The organism is Paraburkholderia sp. SECH4 (assembly GCF_030511745.1).
Lineage (GTDB): Bacteria > Pseudomonadota > Gammaproteobacteria > Burkholderiales > Burkholderiaceae > Paraburkholderia > Paraburkholderia madseniana.
Genome location: NZ_JALOCP010000006.1, coordinates 190,220 through 213,684, shown reverse-complemented (window position 1 = coordinate 213,684; position 23,465 = coordinate 190,220). Strand labels below are relative to the sequence as shown.

Sequence of the window (23,465 nt, the reverse complement as noted above, 5' to 3'; positions counted from 1 at the left end):
TTCTCCTCAGGTTCCGATCGTGAGCGTTTTCAACATCAGTGTCTTGGCGGTGTTCAGCGTCTCGACGTTGGCCTGGTACGAGCGCGAGGCCGAGATCATGTTGACCATTTCCTGCACCGGGTCGACGTTGGGCAGCGTGACGTAACCGTCCGGGTTGGCCGCCGGGTTGCCGGGGTCGTAGGCGGTCTTCATCGGCGTCGGGTCGTCGACCACGCCGGTGACCTGCACGCCGCCGATCTGCTGACCGGAGCCCGTGCGCGCGCCACCGATCGGGCTGACCGCGAACACGACCTGCTTGGCCTTGTACGGCTGGCCGTCCGGGCCGGTCGTGCTGTCCGCGTTGGCGAGATTCGACGCCGTCACGTTGAGCCGCTGCGACTGCGCTGACATCGCGGAGCCTGCAACACCAAAAATGTTCATCAGGGATGGCATGTTTCCTTTCCTCTCCTGTCTACGAACCCGACTGGATTGCCGCGAGCATCGTCTTGATCTGGCCCGACAGCACCGTCATGCCCGATTCGAAGTGCAACGTGTTGTCCGCGAACTGCACGCGTTCCGTATCGATGTCGACCGTGTTGCCGTCGAGCGCGGGTTGCGTCGGAATGCGGTATTGCAGATTGCCGTAGTCGTCCGGCGTGCCACCGGTCGGCGTCAGCGTCGTCTTGCCGGACATGTGACCCGGCGCGGTCGACACCATCGACATGCCGCTCGTCACCCCTGCGGGCTGCGTCATGGCGAGCGTCGAGTTGTTCGAGGCGCCGGTGCCCGCACCGCCGCCGGTCTTCTTCAGCGCGCCGGCCAGCGACGAAGCGAAGTCGACGTCGCGCGCCTTGTACCCGGGGGTATCGGCGTTGGCGATATTCGACGACAGCAGTTCCTGCCGGTAAGCGCGCACATCGAGCGCCTGGCGGCCAAAGGCGAATTCGGCATCGAGTTTGTCCAGCATAGAAATCTCCGGAGAACGTTCCCGAGGCTTCCCGTTTTGTGCTTCGCGTGAGGATTGCGTCGGCCGGGAAGACCTTTTTGCATGAAGTGCATCTTATGGGCCGAACGCAAGTGGCAATCGGACGAATAACCGGGAAAGGGGGCTTCTATTCAACGTTTGCACAATGGGGGCGCTCACTAGAATGCAAAGCGTACCGATGCATTCGATGGAGAAACACGATGGACCAGCCCACCTTCGACCCGACGCACCGCGCAAGCTGCGCGGCGGCGCATCGCGTGGGTGCTGGCGCCGTGCGGCGTGTTTCGCGCGGTGCATCCCGTCTCCTGACGCGTCTCGTCGTGAATCTGGCGGTATGGGTCGCTGGCGGCATCGTGCTGCTGCCGGCCACGACCCAGGCTCAGCAGGCTCAGAACGCCGGTGGTCCGATCGTGATTCCTGGCCCGGGCGAAAAGAATCCGGCCGCGCTCAACGATCTGGCCGCGCAGATGCAGGCAGCGCCCGCGAAACGCACGGGGTCCGCGGCGACGCTGGCCGCCGCTACCGCGCGGTCGCTGACGCCGGGGCCGGTCGCGCGCGACGCCGATCAATTCACGCGCGCCGCCAACGCGAGCGGCTCGATCGTCATTCCGGGCGCGGGCGAGCCGCCTGCCGCGCCGCAGATGATCCGTACCAGTTTTAAGCCCGACGCAAACGGAGTCGTGACGATTCCCGCGCCGGGAAGCGCCAATGTGGCTGCGGCCGCAACGACTCCGCCGGCCGGGATTGCGCGCGTCAATGGGGCGCCGGCCTCGCGTCAGATCGTGCCGGTCGTGATGACGCCGGCGCCGTCGCTCAATGCCGGGCGGCAAACCGCCGGCGTGCAGTCGGTCGTCGCCAATGCGCCTAACGGCGTAGCCGCCAGCGCGCCCGCGGCCGGTGGCTTCGACAGCCTTGCTTCGCGCGGCGAGCCGCCGCAACTGGGCGCGAACGGCAAACCCGTCGTGACCACGGCGGTGGCTGCGCCGACACCCGCGCCGATGCCGACACCGCCGGCCACCATTGCCCGCACGCCGTCGATGCGCCAGGTGGCGCCGGCTGTCGCGCAACAGAATCTGCGACCGGCGGCGCTAGCGCAACCCGTACCACTGGCGGGCCAGCAAGACGCCGAGGCGATTCGCAGTGCCGCACTCGCCTTCCTGCAACAGCAGTCGGCAGGCTTGCCCGGCAAGGTCGAAATCACCGTCGCGCCGGCATTTCCGCGCGGGCTCGCGGCCTGCACGATGCTCGAACCCTTCATGCCCAGCGGCGCGCGCCTGTGGGGCCGCATGACCGTCGGGGTGCGCTGCGCCGGCGAACGGCCTTGGACCATTTATCTGCAAGCGCGCGTTTCGCTGCGCGCCACTTACTATCTGGCCGCCCGCGCGATGGCGCCGGGCGAAGTGTTCACCGCCGCCGACCTCGTCGCGCGTGACGGCGACCTGACCGGTTTGCCGCAGGCGATCGTCACGGACCCGTCACAGGCAGTCGGCTCAGTGTCGCTCGTGCGCATCGCCGGCGGCATGCCACTGCGCCGCGACATGCTGAAAAGCGCGTCGGCGGTGTCGATCGGACAAACGGTGCGGGTTGTCGCGGCGGGCAACGGTTTCGCGATTTCGGCCGAAGGCAGCGCGATGAACAACGCGTCGCCGGGCCAGCAGGTGCGGGTGAAGACGGCTAACGGCCAGATCATCTCCGGCATCGTCAAGGATGGTTCGACGGTGGAGATTCAGTTGTGACGCGGCCCGGCGGCAAGCCCGGCAGCCCGTCTGCCAGCGTGGATTCACATGCGACGGCCGGTACGGCTGACGCAGTGGATGTCGAACCCGTCGTGGGGCCGGATCGCCTTGAAAGGCGAGGCAAAACCTGGAGCGATTGCGCTAAAGTTTTGATCAGCGGTTGCCGTTATCAAGATCAAATCGTTCAGGAAGCCAATCGTGAAAGTCGATTCCACAACCAATTCGAATCTGCCGTCGTTGAAAGACGCCCTGTCGCGCTCGCAGCAAAGCGACGCGACGAGCGCGAACAGCAACGCGCAGAGTGCGGGCACGACCTCGCAGACCACCACCAGCAGCGGTTCGGGCGACGCCAGCGTCAGCCTGTCGGGTCTGTCGCAGCATCTGCGCAGCCTCGCGGCGTCCGGTTCGGCCGATATCGACACGGCGCATGTCGAGTCGATCAAGGCAGCCATCAAGGACGGCTCGCTGAAGATCGATTCCAGCAAGATCGCCGACGGCGTGCTGAATACCGCGCGCGAACTGTTGCAAAGCAAAACCTCGTCGACCGGCAACTAATCGACGCATCGAAATACGGTGAATTGCCGGGCGGCATTCGACAAACCCGGCTCGCGAATCATGCGCGAGCTGTCGTGTTCAGCGAGTTGTTGAGATGAAAGACGCCCTGCTTGCCACCCTCATCGAAGAATATTCGGCCGTCGAGGCGTTCGCCTCGATTCTGACGCTCGAGACCAAGGCGCTGACGGCCTTGTCGCCGCTGGAACTGCTGCCGCCGATCGTCGAGAAGAAAACCGAGCTGATCGGCTTGCTCGCCAGGCTCGAGACCACCCGGGACACGCTGCTCGCGGAAATGGGCCTTCCGGCCGGCTGGCCTGGCATGGAGCTCGCAGCAAGCGCGGATGCGCGGCTGGCCGATCAATGGGCACTGCTGCAAAAGGCCGCCGAGCGGGCGCGGCGCTTCAATACGAGTAACGGTGAACTGATCCGCGTGCGGATGGACTACAACCAGCGCGCGCTGACGGCGCTGCAGGTGGCTGTGCCGCAGAAGGCCGGTTTCTATGGACCGGATGGCCGGATTCCCGCGCGTCCCGCGGCCTGAAGATTTCGCTGGAACGGCGCGTTTCACGCGCCGACGCGATTGAGTAGCTTGCTTTGAACAAAAGGGTTCGTCTTTGACGAGCCCTTTTTGTTTTCCCTTCCCGCACAGGGCGCCCAAGCCCGCCTCCAACGCGCGTTGGCCATCCGGCCAGGTAGCGCGAAATTCTCCGCCACGTTGAAATCACGGCTTCCCCCACTGAGCTTATCCGCCGTCACGCGCAGCTTTCGAGGCTGCCTTTGACGAACCAGGCGGAGCGTTACCCACTAGCGAGGTTGTGTAATCGTGTGTATGATTCGAGGAGTGCAATATGAACAGTGCCGAAGTCGTCAAAGTGATTCAAGCGGATGGTTGGCGGCTGATCCGCATATCGGGCAGCCACCACCATTTCCGGCACGCGGTAAAAGCCGGTCTCGTGACCATCCCGCATCCGAAGAAAGATCTTCCGCCCGGCACACTGAACAGCATCTTGAAACAGGCAGGCCTGAAATGAAGAACCTGATTTTCCCGATCGCGATCGAACCTGGTGACACGCATCAAGCGTTCGGCGTGGTCGTTCCCGACATTCCGGGTTGCCATTCGGCGGGCGATTCGCTGGAAGAAGCCTACGCGAACGCGAAGGAAGCGATCGAGGCGCATCTGGATACGCTGCTCGACGAAGGGTTGCCGATTCCCGAACGGCTGACGCTGGACGAGCATCGGCGCAATCCGGACTACACGGGTTTCACGTGGGGTTTCGTGACAACGCGGAATATTCCGGCGTTGAAGAAAGCGGTGCGCATCAATATCTCACTGCCTGAGGCGCTGGTTCAGGATATCGACGCTTACGTTGAGGCACGCGGCATGTCGCGCTCGGCGTTTCTCGCGCTGGCCGCGGAGCATGAGATGGCGGACGCGTAACAGGCGAGAAAACCAGGCGGACGTTTCGCGCACCACCGGTCAGCCATCCGTCTCAGCTCAAGTCGCCTCGGCGTTCGCCCAGGCCATTTCGCGCAGGCGCGTGCGCAAGCGCGCCACGGCCTGGCTGTGCAACTGGCACACCCGCGATTCGCTGACTTCCATCACCGCACCGATTTCGCGCAGGTTCATGCCGCGTTCGTAGTACAGCGACATCAGCAGCTTCTCGCGCTCCGGCAGGCGGTCGATCGCCTCGACCAGCGCTGAGCGCAGGCTGTCGTCCAGCAGCGCCGACAGCGGGTCCGAATGATCGACGCAGTAACGGTCGAGAAACGGTTCATCGTCCGCGGAACGATCGAAGTCTTCGTAATAGATCAACTGGCTGCCGTGCAGATCCTGGAGCATCGACTGGTATTCGTCGAGCGGCATCTGCAGATGCTCGGCGATCTCCGTTTCGCTCGCCGAGCGGCCCAGATTCTGTTCGACCTTGTGCACGGCAGATTCGACTTCGCGCGACGTGCGCCGCAAGCTGCGCGGCAACCAGTCGTTGCTGCGTAACTCGTCGAGCATCGCGCCGCGAATCCGCTGGCTGGCATACGTCTCGAACTGCGCGCCCTGGTCTTCCTTGTAGCGGCTCGCCGCGTCCAGCAGTCCGATCATGCCGGCCTGGATCAGGTCGTCGAGATCGACGCTTGCCGGCATCTTGGCAACGAGCTGCAAGCCGAGGCGACGCACGAGAGGCGCGTACTTCGTCAGAACTTCGGCTTGGGAAATCTTTCCCTGAGCGTTATACATCGTGCTCCCCTTGTCCATGTGCCGCCTCTCAGGCGTGCTGCGCGGACGGTTGGTCGGCGTGTTGCGCCGCTGTAACTGTCGCAGGCGCCATCCAGGGCGTTTGCGACGACATCGCTGGCCGCATCGGCCAGTACTGCAATTCGGCGGCAAGGTGCCGGAAGTCGCGCGCAGCCGGTGTCGATGGGAACGCATCGACGACACACCGCGACAACTCCATGGCTCGCGCCATCCGCACATCGGCGGTAATGCAACCGGCGTCTTCCAGCGCCACCGTCAGGTAGCGTCCAGCCACGCCGGCGAGGTTGACAAACGCGGTATGCGCGTCGTCCACGCTCTGTACGTGGTTCACCAGCACGCGAAACTGCGCGGTGGCGTGCGCGTAGTGCAGACGCTTCATGCACGCGTACGCCTCGGTGATCGCTTGCGCGGCCACCCTTGTCACGATCATCAGGTCGTGCGCCTGCATCGCGAGGGGCGAAAGATGGCCGTGCTCATCGAGTTGCGCATCGATCAGCACGATGTCCGCGGAACCGCGCAGCAGCACGTCGAATTGCGCGGCCGTGCGGCCTTCTCGGTTGTTGCGCGAGGCGGCCAGCACGGAGAAGCCCAGTGCGTGGCGCGCGGCAGCGTCGTCGAGCGTCATTTCGCCACGCATCACCGCCGCAAAATTGCCTGCGCCGCGCACGCCGCCGAGCATCGCGCTCACCGATTTGTCGCCGAGGCACTCGTCGATCACCAGCACGTCCTTGCCTTGCTGCGCGAGCGCCGCGGCAAGGTTCACTACCGTCGTTGTACAGCCGACGCTGGCCGAGCCGCCCGTCACCGCAATCACGCGCGAGCCGCTACGAGCCAACAGCCGCCGCAGTCCTTCTGCCTGATCGGACATGAACTTATCCAAAGCGGACCTCGTGCAGTTCGGCCGTAGAACGCGCCGACAGCGCGGACAGCAACGCCGGAATGTCGTCGTCGTGCGGCACGAATGGAGAGTTGTCGCGCGGGATGCAGAACGTACTCTTGATCAGGAATTTCTTCGTTGCGACGTACAGGTTTTCCGGCACCTTCTGACCGGTCGACACGTAGTGCACCGGCAGCTTGTAGCGGATCACCGTATCGAGCACGCCGCCCAGATTGGTGGCTTCGTCGAGCTTGGTCAGAATGCAGCCGGCGAGCGGCTGTTGATCCGGCGCACGCTGATAGGCCTGCACGACTTCGTTCAGCGTATCGCCGTGGCTCGTCGCGTTGAGCAGCAGGAGACGCTGCACCGGCTGGCCGGCGCGGCACAGCATCGCGATCTGGTCGGAGACCAGGCGGTCGCGCTGGCTCATGCCGATCGTGTCGATCAGCACGATGTGCTTGTTGCGCAATTCGGAGAGCGCGAGTTGCAGATCGCCGCCGTCTTTCACCGCGTGAACCGATACGCCGAGAATCTTGCCGAAGATGCGCAGTTGTTCGTGGCCGCCGATCCGGTAGCTGTCGGTGGTGAGGAGCGCCACCTTGCTGGCGCCGAAGCGCATCACGCAGCGCGCGGCGAGCTTGGCGGTGGTGGTGGTCTTGCCGACGCCCGTCGGGCCCATCAGCGCGAACACGCCGCCGCGCTCCATCAGCGCGTCTTCGTCTTCCATCACCGGCAGGTTCGATTCGAGCACCGAACGCACCCACTCCATGCCGCCTTCCATGTTGTCGACGTCGTCGGGCAGGTTGTCGACCATCATCTGCACGAGTTGCGCGGAGAAGCCGGCGGCGAACAGGTGTTTGGTGAGCGCCGCGCGCGCCGGGCTGCGGCGCTGGCGATCGCCCCACAACAGGCCGGCGAAGTGTTCTTCCATCATCCCGCGCATCGACGACAGCTCGCTCATCACGGTGTCGTTGACGACTTGCTCCATGCGCGTCTTGATCGCTTCGGCGACCGAAGCGGGCGTGCGGGCGTCGTCGGCGGCAGGCAGGGATGCGGCCACTTTCTGAGCGGCGCGGCGCGCGGCGAGTTGCGCGCCTTCACGGGCCCACTCGGGCGTATCGGTGACTTGCTGCGCGGCCGGTTGCGAGGCCTGTTGGCCCGCTTCCACCGCAGCGCCGAGGCCCTTGGCCATGGCGGCAGCGGGTGTCATCGCAGCGGGGCGCGCGCTGTACGCGCCTTGTTGTTGCTGTTCAGCGGCGATGCGGCGAGCGTGGTCGATCAGCCAGGGATTCGATTCAGCCATCGTGCGCGGCGCTTGCGCTTCGGCGGCTTTGAGCAGATCGGCGCGGATGTCTTCGGTGAGACGCGTTGCAGCAGCGCGGGCGCTGGGTTGCTCCGTGTTGATCGGTTGCGGCAGCGACGCGGCAGCGGCCAGCGCTGCTTTGGGCGCGTTCGGCAGCGTGGCCTTCGGCGCGGCAGGGACGACGGCGGACTTCGCGGCTGAGCCTGAGGCGGCGTTGGCGGTTTGAACGGTGCCAACGACGTTCGGCGTCATGTTCTCGGCGCCCGCTTCCGGGCTTGCGCCGAACACCGACGAGAACACATCGGGCATGCCGCTCGCATACGGATTCGCTTGCATCATCGGATTGGCGCGCGGTGCGGCGAGCGCGGGCTGTTGTCCGGCCATGGCGTTCATCGGCATAGCCAGCGGCGCGCCTGCGCTGCCGCGCGGCGCTTTCGGCGTGATGGCGGCGAGGTCGCTATCGGCCAGGGCAACGATCTCGACGCTGCCGTCTTCCATCGTGCGGTTGGACAAAACGACGGCATCCGGGCCCAAGGCTTCGCGCACGAGACGCAGAGCATCGCGACTGGTAGCACCGACAAATTTACGAATGTTCAAGCTGGACCCCCGATGAGGTGTACGGACTTAAGGACTACCGGACCGGCAACATACCGCTTCCCATTGAGATCATTATTGCGAAACCTGTCGAGTGACGATCGATGGATAAAGACCGTTAAAGGCGGGCAATTCGGGCGATGGAAACGCACATCAATTCACACGCGCGACGGTTTGAAACAGGCTCTCCGGCGGCGTACGGCGGCATTTTCGCGGACGCAGCATGACCTCCGCCGGCCGCTTGCAGGGCGAAAAGTCAGGCGCGGGAATGAAAACCGGCGCTCGAGGAGCGCCGGCGGAAACCATCGGTCTGGAACGGCTGCGGCTCGCTATCAGGCTTAGCCGCACGGGGTTTAGCCATGCGCCCCGATCAGATTCACCACCTTGATATTGCGCGTATCCGGCACTTCGGCATAAGACAGCACCTTCAACTGCGGCAGGCTGCGGCGCAGGAAGCGCGCGAGCATCGGCCGCAACGCATGCTGCACCAGCAGCACAGGCGACAGCCCAAGGTTCTGCTGACGCGTCATCGCCTTCTGCGTTTCGTTCAGCAGCGTATGCGCGAGGCCCGGTTCGAGGCCCGGATTGGCGCCCGTGGAAAGCGCCTGCGACAACACCCGCTCCAGATTCGAATCGAGGCCCATCACCTGCATGTCGCCCACGCCCGGGAACCACTGCTGCGTAATCGCGCGGCCCAGCGCGAGGCGCACGGCGGCGGTGAGATCGTGCGCGTCGGTGACCTTCGGCGTGTGTTCGGACAGGGCTTCGAGAATCGTGCGCATGTCGCGGATCGGCACGCCTTCTTCCAGCAGGTTTTGCAGCACTTTTTGCAGCGTGGTGAGCGGCAGCGACTTCGGCACCAGATCGTCGACCAGCGACGGCGTGTCCTTCTGCATCCGCTCCAGCAGCGCCTGCACTTCGCGGCGGCCAAGCAGTTCGGACGCATGCGTGACCACTAGGTGATTCAGGTGCGTGGCCACCACCGTGCTCGAATCGACCACCGTGTAGCCGTACACCTGTGCCTGTTCGCGCAGATTCGTATCGATCCAGATGGCCGGCAGACCGAACGCCGGATCTTGCGTCGGCGTGCCCGGCAGCGCAGCGGACACCTGCCCCGGGTTGATCGCCAGCCATTGCCCCGGATACGCTTCGCCGACGCCCACCTCGACGCCCTTCAGCGCAATCCGGTAGCCGTTCGGCCGCAATTCGAGGTTGTCGCGGATATGGATCACCGGCGGCAGGAAGCCGATTTCCTGCGCGAACTTCTTGCGGATGCTCTTGATCCGTTTGAGCAGTTCGCCATCCGAGTTCTTGTCGACGAGCGGAATCAGCCGGTAGCCGACTTCTAGACCGAGCGTGTCGATCATCGTCACGTCGTCCCAGCTCGCTTCGGCATTCTCGACCGGCGCGAGCGTGGCCGGTGCGACGTCGACGAGTGTTGCGCTGTTCTTGCGGGCTTCGCTGCGCTTTTTCATCGTGCGGCCGAGCTGGATCAGGCCACCCCCGAGAATCAGAAACGCGAAGTGCGGCATGCCCGGAATCAGGCCCATCAACACCAGAATGCAGCCCGTGATCACCAGCACGCGCGGGTTCGTGAAGAGCTGGCCGGTCAGCTGCGTGCCGATATCCTCGTTGGTCGCGACGCGCGAGACAATCACACCGGCCGCCGTCGAAATCACGAGCGACGGGATCTGTGCGACGAGGCCGTCACCGATGGTCAGCAGCGTGTAGGTCTTGCCCGCGGACGCGAAGTCCATGCCGTGCTGCACCATCCCGACGATCAACCCGCCCAGGATGTTGATCACCATGATCAGCAAGCCGGCGACCGCGTCGCCGCGCACGAACTTGCTCGCACCGTCCATCGAACCGTAGAACTCGGCTTCCTGGGAGACTTCCAGGCGGCGCTTGCGAGCTTGATCTTCGTTGATGAGGCCGGCGTTCAGGTCGGCGTCGATCGCCATCTGCTTGCCGGGCATCGCATCGAGCGTGAAGCGCGCGGACACTTCCGCGATCCGCCCCGCGCCCTTGGTGATCACCATGAAGTTGATGACCATCAAAATGACAAACACGACGATACCGACCGCGAAGTTGCCGCCCACGAGGAAGTGGCCGAACGACTCGATCACCTGGCCCGCCGCATCCGGGCCGGTATGGCCTTCGAGCAGCACGATCCGCGTGGACGCCACGTTCAGCGACAGGCGCAGCAGGGTCGAGAACAGCAGCACGCTTGGGAAAGCGGCGAAGTCGAGCGGCTTCATCGTGTACATGCTGACGAGCAGCACCATCACGGAAAGCGCGATATTGAAGGTGAACAGCAGATCCAGCAGAAACGGCGGCAACGGCAGAATCATCATGCCGAGGATCATGCAGATCAGCACCGGCCCGGCGAGGGCGCGCAAATTGGTGCCGCTCAAGGCATCCGGCCGTCGGGACAGGAATCCGGCGCGAGCGTTCATGCGGAGGCTCCTGAAGCGTCGTTGTTATCTGGCTTATCGGCAGAATTAAGCACGTCGGCGGCTTCCTGCTCGGCTTCATCGTCCGGCACACCGCCCTTGTCGAGGTCCGCCGGCACGTTGAACTCGGTCGGGGCGACCGGCGCGACGCCGCCTTCGGTGTTGAAACGCCGCAACTGATACACCCACGCAAGCACCTCGGCGACCGCGCCATACAGCGGGCCGGGAATCTCACGGTTCAGTTCGACGTTGTGATACAGCGCACGCGCGAGCGGCGGCGCTTCCAGCAGCGGCACGTTGTTTTCGGCGGCGATTTCGCGAATCCGCGCGGCCACTAGGTTCACGCCCTTGGCGACCACCTTCGGCGCGCGCATCTCGCCGTCGGTGTACTGCAGCGCGACCGCGAAGTGCGTCGGGTTGGTCACCACCACGTCGGCCTTGGGCACCTGGGTCATCATGCGGCGGCGGGCAATGGCGCGCTGTTGCTGGCGAATCCGGCCTTTCACATGCGGATCGCCTTCGCTTTCGCGGTGTTCGCGCTTCACTTCTTCCTTCGTCATGCGCAATTTCTTGTGGAACTGCCAGAGTTGATACGGCACATCCAACGCAGCCACGACGAACATGCCCGCGACCGTCATGCCGCAGCACACCGCGATCAGATGCACGGTGTTGGCGAGCGCCAGGTGCAGCGGCTGGGTTGCCAGCGCGAGAATTTCTTCGCGGCGATTCCAGATCGCCGAGCCACCGATGACGCCTACCACCAGCGTCTTCGCGAGCGACAGGCCGAGCTGAACCGGTCCATTGATCGAGAATATCTTGCCGAGCCCTTCGATCGGGTTGAGCCGGTTGAACTTGGGCTCAAGACCTTTCGACGACAACTGCCAGCCGCCCAGCGCCATCGGCGCGAGCAAGGCGGCGGCGCCGGTGAAGGCCAGAACCGGCAGTAACGCGTACAGGCCCTCACGGCCCGCGACGCCCGCGCCGATCAGCATGCGGCGGGTTTCGAACACGGTGGCGTGGTCGAACGTGAAGGACGCCCGCAGCATGCCCTGCAAATGCTCGCCGATGCTGTCGGACATGCCCCATACGCCGAAGAATCCCGCTGCCAGCAGCGCAAACGTCGACAGCTCCCGCGAACGCACGATCTGCCCTTCCTCGCGCGCCTTTTGCAGGCGCCGGGGAGTGGCTGATTCGGTTTTTTCGAGGTCGCTATCCTCTGCCACAAACGCTCTCCAGTCGGCCGAGGCACGGCGCCTCTTTCCAGTGAGAGCGATTATTCCCGCTCGACGCAAGCGACGATCGGCGGATAAGGACGGAGAAAGGGGGGTATTTCGAGGGATGGAGGGCCGGCTAGCACCGGCTACGGCCAGCGGACACCCGCGTTGATGCGCGCGGGTGTCCGGCTGGTTCTTACGCGTGTGTCATGCGCCTCAGAAGCCGACGTAAGGCGCCTGACCGCCGGTCGCGAAGCCGTAGTACATGTAGCGGCCATAAAAAAACGGCAAACCGAGATCGAAGCTGCTGCTGCCGCCGATCTGCCCGGCCAGATCGTTGAACGCAAAGTTGCTGGTGTTGCCGAACAGCGTCGACGCACTCAGGATGCCGATGCTGACGCTCGCTCTCGTGCTGCTCAGGCCGCCCAGCGTGATCGACCGGGTTTGCGCGGACGACGGGCAATAGAACCCGGCGAAATTACTGCCGCACTGCGCGAGCGAGCTGTCGGCGAAGAAGTATGCGTTCGACCCCGAATCGAAGAACGCCTGCACGGTCGTGCCGTTAAAGACGCTGTTGTTCATGTTGCCGAAAGTATCGGTGGTGAAGGTCTGCACCGACGCCTGCCGCACATTGTTCGACTGCGTGCCGATCCCGAACACCAGCGTGCCGGTGGCCGACGCTGCACCAGTGTTCGACACCGGCGGCATCTGCACGATCACACCATTATTGTCGGCCGCAAAGTTGGCCGCCGGATTGGCGACCTGCTGGTTGAGCGGCACCGTGGCACGGGCGCAGGTGCCCCCTGGACACGTGAAGTAATTGCTGAAGTTGGCGGCCGTCGACGGGGTCGAGCAGGTTGCGCCGCAATCGGTGAGCGCCGTGCCGATGCCGAGAATGCCGTTGGCGCCGAGAGCGGTGGCCGTGTTGTCCGCCGGGCCGCTGCCGCAGCCGCTGGGCACTGCGCCGGCCGCCGAATCACCAATGATCTGTATCGGGATGGCCGCGGTCGTTTCGCCGCCGATCTGTATGGTCGCGGTGCGCACCGTGCCCCATGTGAAGCCGTCGGCGAAGGTCGCGCACTCGGCGAGCTGCGCGCCGCCGGACAGAGTACTGACCGGCAACGCAGCAAGCAATGAAGTATTCAGCACCGAGCTGACCAGACGCAGCCCGAAGGAACCAGTATCGACCTGGATGTTGCTGATGACCTGACAATTGGATGTCGTACCCGGCGGACAGACGGTCACGCTAACTGTCGGAATATTGATGACGCCGTTTACACCCCGCCCGACCGTGATCGGCACGGTGTTCGCCGCGTTCGCGGCGATCGGTTGCTGGGTCGGGCTGGCCGGCAGCGAGCCGCCGTTCAGCGTGTTCGACGAATTGCTGCTGGAGCTGTCGCCGCCGCCACCGCCGCAGGCGGCCACCACCGACACCAACATCACCGCCACGACGGCGTGCACCCAGCCCCTGAACTTCCCAGCAATATGACTTTGCATGGTTCGCATCGTTCGTCCTCGCCCTTACTGGATGTCGGAACCGCTGACGCCGGCCGGCAACGCCGGCGGCAACCAGGCCTGACCGTTGAACCCGCCCATGTGGCCGCCGGAGCGGACCACGAGGTTGCTCTGGTCGACCGCAACGGGGCCACGAGCGCCTCCGCGCGCCGCGCGCACGGCTTTTACGCCGGCGACGTACTGCGGGAAATAGCTGCCGAGCAGATCGTTCAGATCCGGCATTTGCGGACCACGCCACGCGATGCCGAAGACTGAACCGTCCGCGGCGAGGTATTCGCGCACCACCGTGCCGTTGCCGAGCGTCGTTTCACGCACGGTGTAGGACGCCGAAGCCGAAGTGGAAGAAGCAGCGCTCGATGCAGAACGCATCACGCTTTGAGCCGCCGTTGCGGAACTGGTGCCGGGTTGCACGGTGCGGGAAGAAACCGACGCATCCGTAGGGGGTGTCATCGGGGCGCCGCCCAATCCCGCATACGCGGACTGCACGGCTGACAACGAACAGGGTAATGCAAGCGCCATAACAAACCCGGCGCGGCGTACGCGACTCCACATGACGAGGCTCCTCCCGAGCTGCTGCTGCTCGGCTCGCACCTCGTGCGAACCGGCCGCATGTATGCAGATCATACGGCACCGCTGCGGTCGCACTACGGGGAGTTGCCTCACCGCGCCACCGACCGGTGACTGTCTCTCACCGGAATGCCATGCCGCTGCTTGAGTCCGTAGTATGCCTGTGGTTTGTGTCGACAGACAGCAAGCGCACGCCGGAGCATGGCTCGCCACCCATAACCGGTCCGGCGATCCTGCCTCGCGCCCTTGCGGGCGGCCGGCAGGTCAGAAGCCGAGGCTCGCCAGCAGATCGTCGACCTGCGACTGATCCTGCACCACGTCCGTCTTGCCTTCCGGATTGATCTGCGGACCGTTCAGCAGATGCTCGGGGCTGCCGGTGGACGACGGCTCGGCCGCCAGTGCCGCCGCATTCGCCGCGAACTGCTCGCGCCGCTCGAGCGCGATGTTCTCGACCAGCACGCCGAGCAGTTGCTGCTCGATCAGGTACACGACATCCGTGATCTTCTTGATGACCTGCCCGGTCAGATCCTGGAAGTCCTGCGCCAGCATGATCTCCATCAACTGTGAGTTGGTCGCGGTGGTCGCCTCGGGCACGCCGCGCAGAAAGGTGCGCGTGTCGTTCATCAGCGCGCGCACTTCCTCGCGCTCGATCGGCGCCGCGTACCACTGCTCCCAGCGCGCGTCGAGTTCGCCAGCATCTTTCTGCAGTTGCTCCTGGATCGGCTTGGCGATATCGATCGATGACAGCACGCGCTCGGCGGCCTGCTCGGTCATGTTCGCGATGTACTTGAGACGGTCGCGAGCATCGGGCACGGCTTCCGCAGCGCGCTCGACATGCTTGTCGATCCCGAGTTCACGCATCGAGTCACGCAGCGTGCGCGTCAGTTGTCCGATACGGGCGAGGATGCGGTCAGACGCGAGGTCGCCGCTCTCGGTCGCCGCTTCGGCTCCGTGCGCGTTGGTCGGCAGAGTCACATCAGCTCCCGGCTTTCGCCATCTTCTCGAGAATCTTGTTGAGCTTCTCGTCGAGCGTCGCGGCCGTGAACGGCTTGACGACATAACCGCTCGCGCCGGCCTGAGCCGCCGCGATGATGTTCTCCTTCTTCGACTCGGCCGTCACCATCAGCACCGGCAGATGCGTCAGGTGGGCGTCGGCGCGGATTTCCTTGAGCATGGCCAGACCGTCCAGGTTCGGCATGTTCCAGTCGGAGATCACGAAGTCATACGCCCCGCTGCGCAAACGCGCGAGGCCGGCCTGCCCGTCTTCCGCCTCGTCGACGTTCGAGTAGCCGAGCTCTTTGAGCAGGTTGCGAACAATCCGGCGCATCGTCGGAAAGTCGTCAACCACCAGAATCTTCATTCCCTTATCCATTTCATTCCCTTTGCTTGATCCATGATGCGGCGCATGACCGCCAGTTCATTCCGATTCGCGTCGACCGGAGTTACTTACTCCGCTGCCATGCCTGGCGCTCGCCGTCAGGCCCGCGCATCATACCCGCTGTACGCGGTCGCCCATTGACGACAGACGCGCCATCACGCGTCGGCTCATTTCCGGCAGCGAAGCAATTTCGTCAGCGGCGCCGAGCGCAATGGCTTCACGCGGCATGCCGAATACGATACAGCTCGCCTCGTCCTGTGCAAGGGTATACGCCCCTGCTTTTTTCATGTCCAGTAGTCCGGCGGCGCCATCGCGCCCCATTCCGGTCAGGATCACGCCTACCGCATTCTTGCCCGCATGCTGCGCGGCCGAACGGAACAGCACGTCCACCGACGGGCGGTGCCGGTTCACCGGCGGCTCGTCCGACAGATGCGCAATATAGTTCGCCCCGCTGCGGGCCAGCAACAGGTGAGCGTGGCCGGGCGCGATATACGCATGTCCCGGCAGCACGCGTTCGCCGTGCTCTGCCTCTTTAACGGTAATCCGGCACAAACCATTAAGGCGTTGCGCAAAAGATTTTGTGAAACCCGGCGGCATATGCTGCGCGATCAGCACGGCAGGCGCATCCGGCGGCAGCGGAACCAGCACTTCGCGGATCGCTTCGGTGCCGCCCGTCGACGCGCCGACAATAATCAGCTTCTCGGTACTGAGCAGCGGATTGTTGAAGAGCGGCGCGGCGGCAGTGGGCGCATGCGCCGCATGCGCGGCCGCGTGCTGCACGGGCGCGGCCTGGCGCACCCGTGCGCGCGCCGCGGCGCGAATCTTGTCGGCGAGCTTTTCCGAGTAGTCGAGCATGCCGTCGCGAATGCCAACCTTCGGCTTGGTGACGAAGTCGACCGCCCCCAGTTCCAGCGCGCGCAGCGTGATTTCATTGCCACGCTCGGTCAGCGACGACACCATCACGACCGGCATCGGCCGCAGGCGCATCAGCTTCTCGAGGAAGTCCAGACCGTCCATGCGCGGCATTTCGACGTCGAGTGTCAGCACGTCCGGATTGTGCTGCTTGATGAGATCGCGCGCGACCAGCGGGTCGGGCGCGGTCGCCACGACGGTCATGTCCGGCTGGCCGTTGATGATTTCCGTCATCAGGCTGCGGATCAGCGCCGAATCGTCGACGCACAGTACTTTGATCTTTTGCACAGCGCTCACGCCTCCTCTGTAGTTCTGGCGTTGTTTGAGTTAATCGGGCGCGGGCTTGCGCCGAACAGTTCGATGCGCGGCTTCGTAGCACCTGCGCCCGCACTGCCGCCCGCCGCGCCGAACAGTTCGACCTTGGGCCGCGTGGCGGCCGGCGTCGAGAACAACTCGACCCGTTTGCGTGCCGCCGCGAGCCGCTCGGTACGCGCTTCGGCACTTTGCCGCATCAGCGCCTGTTCGCGCTCGGCCACGCCCGCTTCCTGCTGCAGGCGCAACTTCTTCACCATCACCTGGCCGGTGCGCGGCATGAAAGCGACCTTGCGCGGATGATTGCCCTGCAAATCCTCTGCGACGATGCGGATCTTTTCGAGCGCCAGATAACGGCGCACGAATTCCGAATTGCGATCGCCGATGTTCATCGTCGTCATGCCGGCCAGCACCGCGCCGCCGCCGAACACCTTGGCTTCGAAACGCTCGCGCCGGCCACCGGCCTTGATCAGCTCGTTGATCAGCACTTCCATGGCGTACGCGCCATAGCGCATCGAATCCGACGCGGGTTGGCCGGCATCCGCGCCGTCGTCGGGGAGCATGAAGTGATTCATGCCGCCAATGCCGGCCGTGCGGTCCTGAATGCAGGCCGCGACACACGAACCGAGCACGGTGACGAGCACCATGTCCTCGCTCGTCGTGTAAAACTCGTTCGGCAACAGCTTCACGCCGGGGCGCTGGAAGTGGTTGTCGAAGTACAGATTGGAAGCGATCGGCAGGCTGCTGCTCATGCGGCCACCCCGCTCGCCGTGGCGCTGCCGGCATGGCTCGTGGCGCGTGCCGGCGTGCGTGCGGCGCCTGTGTCGCGCGTCAGTTCATAGACGGTCTGACCGCGCAGCTTGAACGCCTGCGTCACATAGGTGAAGTTTTCCGAGTGGCCGGCGAACAGCAAACCACCCGATTTCATCAGCGGCTCGAAGCGCCCGAGCACCTGCGCCTGCGTCGGCTTGTCGAAATAGATCATCACGTTGCGGCAGAAGATCGCGTCGAACTGCGAGCGCAACTGGTAATCGCGGTCGGTCAGATTCAGTTGTTCGAAGCGCACCATCGCGCGCACTTCCGGGCGCACCTTGACCATGCCGGCGTGCGCGCCGGTGCCTTTCAGGAAGAAGCGCTTGAGCCGCTCGGGCGACAGGTGCTTCACCTGGTCGAACTGATACATGCCGGCTTCGGCTTTCGCCAGCACTTGCGTGTCGATGTCGGTGGCGAGCACGCTGGCCTGACGCGCGCCGCTGTCGCCGAGCGCTTCGATCAGCGTCATCGCGATCGAATACGGTTCCTCACCGGTCGAGGCCGCCGAGCACCAGACCGAAACCGGCTGCGCGCGGCGCGGCACGAACTCGGCGAGGATCGGAAAATGATGGGCTTCGCGGAAGAACGCAGTCAGGTTGGTGGTCAGCGCATTGGTGAACGCTTCCCACTCGGCCGGATCGTTTTCCGCTTCGAGCAGATCGAGGTACTGTTTGAAGCTCTCGAGGCCACGGGCACGCAGCCGGCGCGCGAGACGGCTGTACGCCATATCGCGCTTGTGATCCGACAGCGAAATGCCCGCGCTGCGATGAATCAGATCGCGAATGCGAGCGAAATCCGCCGACGTGAATTCGAAATCCCGTCCTTGCTCGCCGGATCTGGCCGGTTGCGAAGATTGCTGTGCGCGCGTTGCCATTATGAAAGTTCCTGCCTGCAATACGAGCCATCCCGCTTTTCGCCAACTGCATTGCTTCTGGCGAAAGGGGTTGTGTTCGCGGGGTCGCGCCCGACCGCGAGTTCTGCCAACACGCGGTCGGCCCGCGACACGCCTCTTAAGCGTGCTTCGATGATTCGCCCCTCATGGAGCGAGATGCCGAATGACCGCATGTCTTTGTGCCACTTCCTAGAACGTTTGCCAGTCCGCGTCCGATCCTGCCGACGCGGCGCCTGCTGCGGCCGGACGTGCTGCGGAGTCGGATGCGGCGCGGGCCGTCTTCGGTTTGAGAGCCGGTTCCACACGCGCGGTGTCGGCACCCTGGGTGGCCGAAGCCGATGTTGCATGCGCTGCCGAGCTTGCCGCACCGGCCGCCTTGCCTGCTGCCGGATGCGCTGCGGCGTGTGCGGTCGCTTGCGGCGCGGCTTTTGCGGGCTGCACGCGCTGGCTGCCGCTCTTGCCACTGTGCGAACGTGCCGCCGCTTGCGGACGCGCTGCAGTGGCGACGCTGCGCGTCTGGCCGCCGGCTACTTTCCAGCCGCTCACCACCGCTTGCAACTGGCGCGTCTGGTCTTCGAGCGACGCCGCAGCAGCCGCGGCCTGTTCGACCAGCGCGGCGTTCTGCTGCGTGACTTCGTCCATCTGCACGACTGCGCGATTCACCTGTTCGATGCCGCCGGACTGCTCTTCGGAAGCCGCGCTGATTTCGCCCATGATGTCGGTCACGCGGCGCACCGCCTGCACGATCTCGTCCATCGTGCTACCCGCGCGGCCCACCAGGGCCGAGCCGCTTTGCACCTTGTCGACCGAGTCGCCGATCAGTTCCTTGATTTCCTTCGCGGCGCTGGCGCTGCGCTGCGCGAGGCTGCGCACTTCGCCCGCGACCACCGCGAAACCGCGGCCCTGCTCGCCGGCCCGCGCGGCTTCGACCGCCGCGTTCAGCGCGAGAATGTTGGTCTGGAAGGCAATGCCTTCGATCACACCGATGATGTCGACGACCTTGTTCGAACTGGTCGCGATGTCCTGCATGGTCGTGACGACCTGGCTCACCACGTCGCCGCCGCGCGTCGCGATATCCGATGCATTGACAGCCAACTGGCTCGCCTGGCGCGCGTTCTCGGCGTTCTGGCGCACGGTGCCGGTCAGTTGCTCCATGCTCGAAGCGGTTTCCTGAAGCGACGCGGCCTGCTGCTCGGTGCGTTGCGACAGATCGGTGTTGCCCATCGCGATTTCACGCGCGCCGGTGTCGATCGATTCGGTGCTGCTGTGAACCGCCGTCACCATCGTCGCCATGCTTTCCTGCATGCGCTTGATGCCGGCGAACAGGCGGCCGATTTCGTTACGGCTGAACACGTTGATCTGCTCGGACAGATCGCCCGAGGCGATCCGCTCGAAGCACGCCGTCGCATCGTTCAGCGGCTGCACGATCAGGCCGCGCAGCGCAAGGCGGATGCCCACCACCAGCAGCAGCGCGATCGCGGTGACGCCGATGATCAGCGTGGTCATCAGCGAAATGTTCGATTGCGCGCTCGACTGCTGATCCACCGCATGCTGCTGCATCGCCTTGATCACATTGGACGCAACGTTGTCGTACGCAAGGAACATTGGGGGAATCTTGGTATCGGCGATCGCGTGATAGGCCGCTGGATCGTTCGCGCGCAGCGCGGCGAACTCCGGATCGACGCCGTCTCGCGTCAGAGTCGTGCGGCGCGCCGTCAGATCGTCGAGCAGCGTCTGGTCAACGCCGTTCTTCGGTGCGTTGAGAAACACCTGCCAGTTTTCGCTTGACTTGGCGAGCAGCACTTGCGCACGATCAAGCGCCGTCTTCGCCTGCTCGGTGTCGCCAGCGGTGCTCAACGCGGTGACGCGGTCCAGCGTCACGCGCGAACGCAACAGGTACGCCGACGCATCGTCGAGCGCGTGAATGGCGACCAGATCGCCGCGCGCGATACGGTCGAGCGACTGGCTCGCGCTGTTCAGCGCGGTCAGACCAAGCGCGCCGACCACGACGGTCAGCGCAACCAGAATGATCCCCACCATCGTCAACGATGTGCGAATCGACCACCTGCTCAGCATCTTGATGCTCCCTGTTCGATCTGTCTTTCGTACTGGCGCGTAGTGATGCTTACGCGCTCAGCGTTTCGATCAGCGCCATTTCGCGGCTGGTCATCAGCTTCTCGATGTCCATCAGGATCAGCATGCGGCCATCGACGGTGCCCAGACCCGTCAGATACTCGGTCGTCAGCGTCGCGCCGAATTCCGGCGCCGGCATGATCTGGTCGGTGGCGAGCGTCAGCACGTCCGACACGCCGTCCACCACCATCCCGACCACGCGATGCGCGACGTTCAGGATGATCACGACGGTCTGATGGTCGTACTCGACGCGGCCCAGATGAAACTTGATGCGCATGTCCACGATCGGCACGATGATGCCGCGCAGATTGATCACGCCTTTGATGAACTCAGGCGCATTGGCGATCCGCGTCACGTTGTCGTAGCCGCGGATTTCCTGCACCTTGAGAATGTCGATGCCGTACTCTTCGGCGCCGAGCGTGAAGACGAGGAATTCCTGACCGCCGGCGTCCGCCTGCTGCGAGTCGCGGCGGCCATTCGTACCGCTCGCGTTCGCGACGCTCGAATTGATGGATTGGACTTCTGCCACGTTAGCCCCCAAACGGTTGGGATGAAATAAGTTGAGTGAGTGTTGCGGATGTCATGCGAGGCTCATCGCGCCGTGCGCATGGCGCGTCTCGCGATTCAGCGCCGCCACGTCCACGATCAGCGCGACACTGCCGTCGCCGAGAATGGTTGCGGCGGAAATGCCGTGCACCTTGCGGTAATTCGTTTCCAGATTCTTCACGACCACCTGCTGCTGTCCCACCAGTTCGTCGATCAGCATCGCAAAGCGGCGCCCTTCGGTTTGCATGATGGTGACGATGCCTTGCGTCGGTTCCTGCTTGGCGTCGTCGACGGCGAATACTTCATGCAACGCGACGAGCGGCAGATATTCGCCGCGCACGCGCACCACGCGTTCGCCGTTGGCCACCGTGTAGATGTCCTCGGCACGCGGTTGCAGCGACTCCATCACGAAGTTCAGCGGCAGAATGAAGATCTCGTTGCCGACCTTGACCGACATGCCGTCGAGAATCGCCAGCGTGAGCGGCAAGACGATGCGCGTGGTGCTGCCCTTGCCCGCATGCGAGGTGATTTCCACGTGACCACCCATCGACTGGATGTTGCGCTTCACCACGTCCATGCCGACGCCACGGCCCGAGACGTCCGTGACCTGCTCCGCCGTCGAGAAGCCCGGCAGGAAAATCAGGTTCCAGACTTCTTCGTCGGACATCGATTCGCTGACCTGCATGCCCTGCTTGGCGGCCTTCGCGAGAATCTTGTCGCGGCGCAGACCGGCGCCGTCGTCGCTCACTTCGATGACGATGTTGCCGCCATGGTGTGCCGCCGACAACACCAACTGGCCGGTCGAATCCTTGCCCGCCGCACGCCGCGCTTCCACGGTTTCGATACCGTGGTCGAGACTGTTGCGCACGAGGTGAGTCAACGGATCGATAATCCGTTCAATGAGGCTCTTGTCGAGTTCGGTCGCCTGACCGAAGGTGACGAGTTCCACTTCCTTGCCGAGTTTCGCCGCCAGATCGCGCACCAGACGCGGGAAGCGGCTGAACACGTAATCCATCGGCATCATGCGGATCGACATCACCGCTTCCTGCAGATCGCGCGCGTTGCGCTCGAGTTGCGCCATGCCGTTGAAGAGCCGGTCGTGCAGCGCCGGATCGAACGTGCTGGTGGTCTCGGCCAACATCGCCTGCGTGATCACCAGTTCGCCGACCAGGTTGATTAGTTGATCGACCTTTTCGACGCCGACGCGAATCGAGCTGCCTTCCGCGCCGCCTGCCGCCGCGGCCGGCCGCGCTGCCTTGCGATCCTGTTCGGCGGTCGCCGTCGTGGTTGCTGCCACACCTGTTGCCACGCCTGCCGCCGGTGCGCTGCTCGCTGCTGCGGGTGCAGCCGCGGCGGGCGCCGGCGTAGTCGCTGGCGACGCCGGCGCGTCGGATAGTCCGTGCGTGGAGGCGGCTTGAGCGGGCGCAGCGGTGTGGGCCGCCGGTGCCGACGATGCTGCCTGCTCCGCCTGGTGTGCTGGTGCCGTCTGTGCTGCTTGCGCCGGGGTCGAATCGGCAGCGTCGGGCGTTCCAGGTTCGCCTTGCTGCGTCTCGTCCGCCGGTGCGGCGCCGCGGCCGATCGAGATCTGACTTTCGTCGATCACGAAACAGCACACGGCGATGATGTCGTCGGAGGTCACATCGGTCTGGAGCCACAGCGTCAGATCGCCGCCGCTCTTGACCTGCCCGACGATGTTGCCCAGGTTGCCGAGCTCTTCGGACAGCAGTTCCTGGTCCTTCTCACCTACGCCCCGTAGCGTAATTTTCAGATGGGGGCCGGCTGCATCACCGGTACCCGCGGCTTGTCCGGTCTGTGCCGGTTCGCCGTCAGTCCATTCACCCGCCGCCTGCACCGCCTGTTCGACGACGTGCTCGGGCGGGGTCCCGCCTTGTCCTGCTGTTTGTGCTTCTACTGATGCTACGGCTGCCACCGGTACGGCCGCTGCCGGTGCCGCGGCCGCTTCGGCGCCCAGGCGGCTTTCCGCATGCAACTGTTCGAGCTTCGCGCAGATCGCCTTGGCCACAGCCGTATCCGGCTCGGCGCTCGCACGGTAGTCGGCGAGCTGGCCCGACAACACGTCCTTGGTTTCGAGGAACGTGTCGATCATGTCCTTACGCAGCACGAGTTCGTTATTGCGCGCGCGGTCGAGCAGCGATTCGAGAATGTGGGTGGTTTCCGTCAGTGCGGTAAAACCGAACGTCGCCGCGCCCCCCTTGATCGAATGCGCCGCGCGGAAAATCGCCGCGAGGTCTTCGGGGTCCGGGTGCGCGATATCCAGATTGAGCAGCAACTGCTCCATCTGCGCGAGCAGTTCGTCCGCTTCGTCGAAGAAGGTCTGATAGAACTGAGTGATGTCGAGTGTCATGCCTGGGTCACCGCGAGAGTTCCTGTCTACGCTTGGGCTGTCGTGCCGCCGCGTCGAGAGCTTCTATAACTTGTGTAAAGGTGGCGCT

Annotated in this window: 22 protein-coding genes; 5 read left to right on the top strand and 17 right to left on the bottom strand. The window is 64.4% G+C overall.

Annotated features, from left to right (window positions below; all coding sequences use genetic code 11):
* Nucleotides 1–6 precede the first annotated feature (6 nt).
* Nucleotides 7–432, bottom strand: a complete 426-nt coding sequence (gene flgC, locus M0D67_RS11715) for a flagellar basal body rod protein FlgC (protein ID WP_054038463.1) — start codon at nucleotides 430–432, stop codon at nucleotides 7–9.
* A gap of 19 nt (nucleotides 433–451) precedes the next feature.
* Nucleotides 452–946 (bottom strand): flagellar basal body rod protein FlgB, encoded by a 495-nt coding sequence (gene flgB / locus M0D67_RS11710; protein WP_054038465.1) that lies wholly within the window; start codon nucleotides 944–946, stop codon nucleotides 452–454.
* Between the two features lie 218 nt (nucleotides 947–1,164).
* On the opposite strand from flgB, the gene flgA reads away from it, so the two are divergent.
* The 5 genes from flgA (at nucleotide 1,165) to M0D67_RS11685 (ending at nucleotide 4,693) form a co-directional block, all read left to right on the top strand.
* Nucleotides 1,165–2,700 (top strand): flagellar basal body P-ring formation chaperone FlgA, encoded by a 1,536-nt coding sequence (gene flgA, locus M0D67_RS11705; RefSeq protein WP_171927634.1) that lies wholly within the window; start codon nucleotides 1,165–1,167, stop codon nucleotides 2,698–2,700.
* A 198-nt stretch (nucleotides 2,701–2,898) separates the two neighbouring features.
* Nucleotides 2,899–3,255 (top strand): flagellar biosynthesis anti-sigma factor FlgM, encoded by a 357-nt coding sequence (gene flgM, locus M0D67_RS11700; protein WP_168435649.1) that lies wholly within the window; start codon nucleotides 2,899–2,901, stop codon nucleotides 3,253–3,255.
* Nucleotides 3,256–3,349: 94 nt separating this feature from the next.
* Nucleotides 3,350–3,796, top strand: coding sequence for a flagella synthesis protein FlgN (locus M0D67_RS11695; RefSeq protein ID WP_154559855.1), 447 nt, complete (start codon nucleotides 3,350–3,352; stop codon nucleotides 3,794–3,796).
* Between the two features lie 307 nt (nucleotides 3,797–4,103).
* A complete protein-coding gene (locus M0D67_RS11690; RefSeq protein ID WP_028198502.1) occupies nucleotides 4,104–4,286 on the top strand; it encodes a type II toxin-antitoxin system HicA family toxin in 183 nt (60 codons plus the stop codon).
* Nucleotides 4,283–4,693, top strand: coding sequence for a type II toxin-antitoxin system HicB family antitoxin (locus M0D67_RS11685; protein WP_154559857.1), 411 nt, complete (start codon nucleotides 4,283–4,285; stop codon nucleotides 4,691–4,693). Before M0D67_RS11690 ends, M0D67_RS11685 begins: the two co-directional genes overlap by 4 nt.
* Before the next feature lie 57 nt (nucleotides 4,694–4,750).
* On the opposite strand, the gene M0D67_RS11680 is transcribed toward M0D67_RS11685, so the two are convergent.
* From M0D67_RS11680 to cheA, 15 genes are all read right to left on the bottom strand, one after another.
* The gene (locus M0D67_RS11680; protein ID WP_054038479.1) at nucleotides 4,751–5,485 is read right to left on the bottom strand and encodes an RNA polymerase sigma factor FliA; all 735 of its coding nucleotides are present in this window, start codon (nucleotides 5,483–5,485) and stop codon (nucleotides 4,751–4,753) included.
* 28 nt (nucleotides 5,486–5,513) lie between these two features.
* Entirely contained in the window at nucleotides 5,514–6,383 is an 870-nt protein-coding gene (locus M0D67_RS11675; RefSeq protein WP_171927635.1) for an AAA family ATPase, read from the bottom strand.
* Nucleotides 6,376–8,280, bottom strand: a complete 1,905-nt coding sequence (flhF, locus tag M0D67_RS11670) for a flagellar biosynthesis protein FlhF (protein WP_154559858.1) — start codon at nucleotides 8,278–8,280, stop codon at nucleotides 6,376–6,378. Before flhF ends, M0D67_RS11675 begins: the two co-directional genes overlap by 8 nt.
* 350 nt (nucleotides 8,281–8,630) lie before the next feature.
* A complete protein-coding gene (gene flhA, locus M0D67_RS11665; RefSeq protein WP_154559859.1) occupies nucleotides 8,631–10,733 on the bottom strand; it encodes a flagellar biosynthesis protein FlhA in 2,103 nt (700 codons plus the stop codon).
* Nucleotides 10,730–11,953: a flagellar biosynthesis protein FlhB gene (gene flhB, locus M0D67_RS11660; protein ID WP_171927636.1), complete on the bottom strand. Its 1,224-nt coding sequence runs from the start codon at nucleotides 11,951–11,953 to the stop codon at nucleotides 10,730–10,732. The genes flhA and flhB overlap by 4 nt, the downstream gene beginning before the upstream one ends.
* A 207-nt stretch (nucleotides 11,954–12,160) precedes the next feature.
* On the bottom strand, nucleotides 12,161–13,450 hold the full coding sequence (locus tag M0D67_RS11655) for a DUF3443 domain-containing protein (protein ID WP_171927637.1): 1,290 nt from the start codon (nucleotides 13,448–13,450) through the stop codon (nucleotides 12,161–12,163).
* A gap of 15 nt (nucleotides 13,451–13,465) precedes the next feature.
* Nucleotides 13,466–14,011 (bottom strand): DUF2844 domain-containing protein, encoded by a 546-nt coding sequence (locus M0D67_RS11650; RefSeq protein ID WP_171927638.1) that lies wholly within the window; start codon nucleotides 14,009–14,011, stop codon nucleotides 13,466–13,468.
* A 279-nt stretch (nucleotides 14,012–14,290) separates the two neighbouring features.
* Nucleotides 14,291–15,001: a protein phosphatase CheZ gene (gene cheZ / locus M0D67_RS11645; RefSeq protein WP_168435651.1), complete on the bottom strand. Its 711-nt coding sequence runs from the start codon at nucleotides 14,999–15,001 to the stop codon at nucleotides 14,291–14,293.
* A gap of 1 nt (nucleotide 15,002) precedes the next feature.
* Nucleotides 15,003–15,398 (bottom strand): chemotaxis response regulator CheY, encoded by a 396-nt coding sequence (gene cheY / locus M0D67_RS11640; RefSeq protein WP_093640812.1) that lies wholly within the window; start codon nucleotides 15,396–15,398, stop codon nucleotides 15,003–15,005.
* 117 nt (nucleotides 15,399–15,515) lie between these two features.
* Complete coding sequence (locus tag M0D67_RS11635; RefSeq protein WP_171927639.1) at nucleotides 15,516–16,604, bottom strand: chemotaxis response regulator protein-glutamate methylesterase; 1,089 nt, start codon at nucleotides 16,602–16,604, stop codon at nucleotides 15,516–15,518.
* Nucleotides 16,605–16,609: 5 nt separating this feature from the next.
* The gene (cheD, locus tag M0D67_RS11630; RefSeq protein WP_171927640.1) at nucleotides 16,610–17,380 is read right to left on the bottom strand and encodes a chemoreceptor glutamine deamidase CheD; all 771 of its coding nucleotides are present in this window, start codon (nucleotides 17,378–17,380) and stop codon (nucleotides 16,610–16,612) included.
* Nucleotides 17,377–18,318, bottom strand: a complete 942-nt coding sequence (locus tag M0D67_RS11625; RefSeq protein WP_171927657.1) for a CheR family methyltransferase — start codon at nucleotides 18,316–18,318, stop codon at nucleotides 17,377–17,379. The genes cheD and M0D67_RS11625 overlap by 4 nt, the downstream gene beginning before the upstream one ends.
* Before the next feature lie 204 nt (nucleotides 18,319–18,522).
* Entirely contained in the window at nucleotides 18,523–20,409 is a 1,887-nt protein-coding gene (locus tag M0D67_RS11620) for a methyl-accepting chemotaxis protein (protein WP_266238860.1), read from the bottom strand.
* A gap of 49 nt (nucleotides 20,410–20,458) precedes the next feature.
* Nucleotides 20,459–20,995, bottom strand: coding sequence for a chemotaxis protein CheW (cheW, locus tag M0D67_RS11615; protein WP_097390704.1), 537 nt, complete (start codon nucleotides 20,993–20,995; stop codon nucleotides 20,459–20,461).
* 51 nt (nucleotides 20,996–21,046) lie between these two features.
* Complete coding sequence (gene cheA / locus M0D67_RS11610) at nucleotides 21,047–23,377, bottom strand: chemotaxis protein CheA (RefSeq protein ID WP_171927642.1); 2,331 nt, start codon at nucleotides 23,375–23,377, stop codon at nucleotides 21,047–21,049.
* Nucleotides 23,378–23,465 lie beyond the last annotated feature (88 nt).

Coding starts and splice junctions, on each gene's coding strand:
- flgC (WP_054038463.1), bottom strand. CDS start 432: ATGCCATCCCTGATGAACATTTTTGGTGTTGCAGGCTCCGCGATGTCA.
- flgB (WP_054038465.1), bottom strand. CDS start 946: ATGCTGGACAAACTCGATGCCGAATTCGCCTTTGGCCGCCAGGCGCTC.
- flgA (WP_171927634.1), top strand. CDS start 1,165: ATGGACCAGCCCACCTTCGACCCGACGCACCGCGCAAGCTGCGCGGCG.
- M0D67_RS11695 (WP_154559855.1), top strand. CDS start 3,350: ATGAAAGACGCCCTGCTTGCCACCCTCATCGAAGAATATTCGGCCGTC.
- M0D67_RS11690 (WP_028198502.1), top strand. CDS start 4,104: ATGAACAGTGCCGAAGTCGTCAAAGTGATTCAAGCGGATGGTTGGCGG.
- M0D67_RS11685 (WP_154559857.1), top strand. CDS start 4,283: ATGAAGAACCTGATTTTCCCGATCGCGATCGAACCTGGTGACACGCAT.
- M0D67_RS11680 (WP_054038479.1), bottom strand. CDS start 5,485: ATGTATAACGCTCAGGGAAAGATTTCCCAAGCCGAAGTTCTGACGAAG.
- flhA (WP_154559859.1), bottom strand. CDS start 10,733: ATGAACGCTCGCGCCGGATTCCTGTCCCGACGGCCGGATGCCTTGAGC.
- M0D67_RS11655 (WP_171927637.1), bottom strand. CDS start 13,450: ATGCGAACCATGCAAAGTCATATTGCTGGGAAGTTCAGGGGCTGGGTG.
- M0D67_RS11650 (WP_171927638.1), bottom strand. CDS start 14,011: ATGTGGAGTCGCGTACGCCGCGCCGGGTTTGTTATGGCGCTTGCATTA.
- cheY (WP_093640812.1), bottom strand. CDS start 15,398: ATGGATAAGGGAATGAAGATTCTGGTGGTTGACGACTTTCCGACGATG.
- cheD (WP_171927640.1), bottom strand. CDS start 17,380: ATGAGCAGCAGCCTGCCGATCGCTTCCAATCTGTACTTCGACAACCAC.
- M0D67_RS11620 (WP_266238860.1), bottom strand. CDS start 20,409: ATGCTGAGCAGGTGGTCGATTCGCACATCGTTGACGATGGTGGGGATC.
- cheA (WP_171927642.1), bottom strand. CDS start 23,377: ATGACACTCGACATCACTCAGTTCTATCAGACCTTCTTCGACGAAGCG.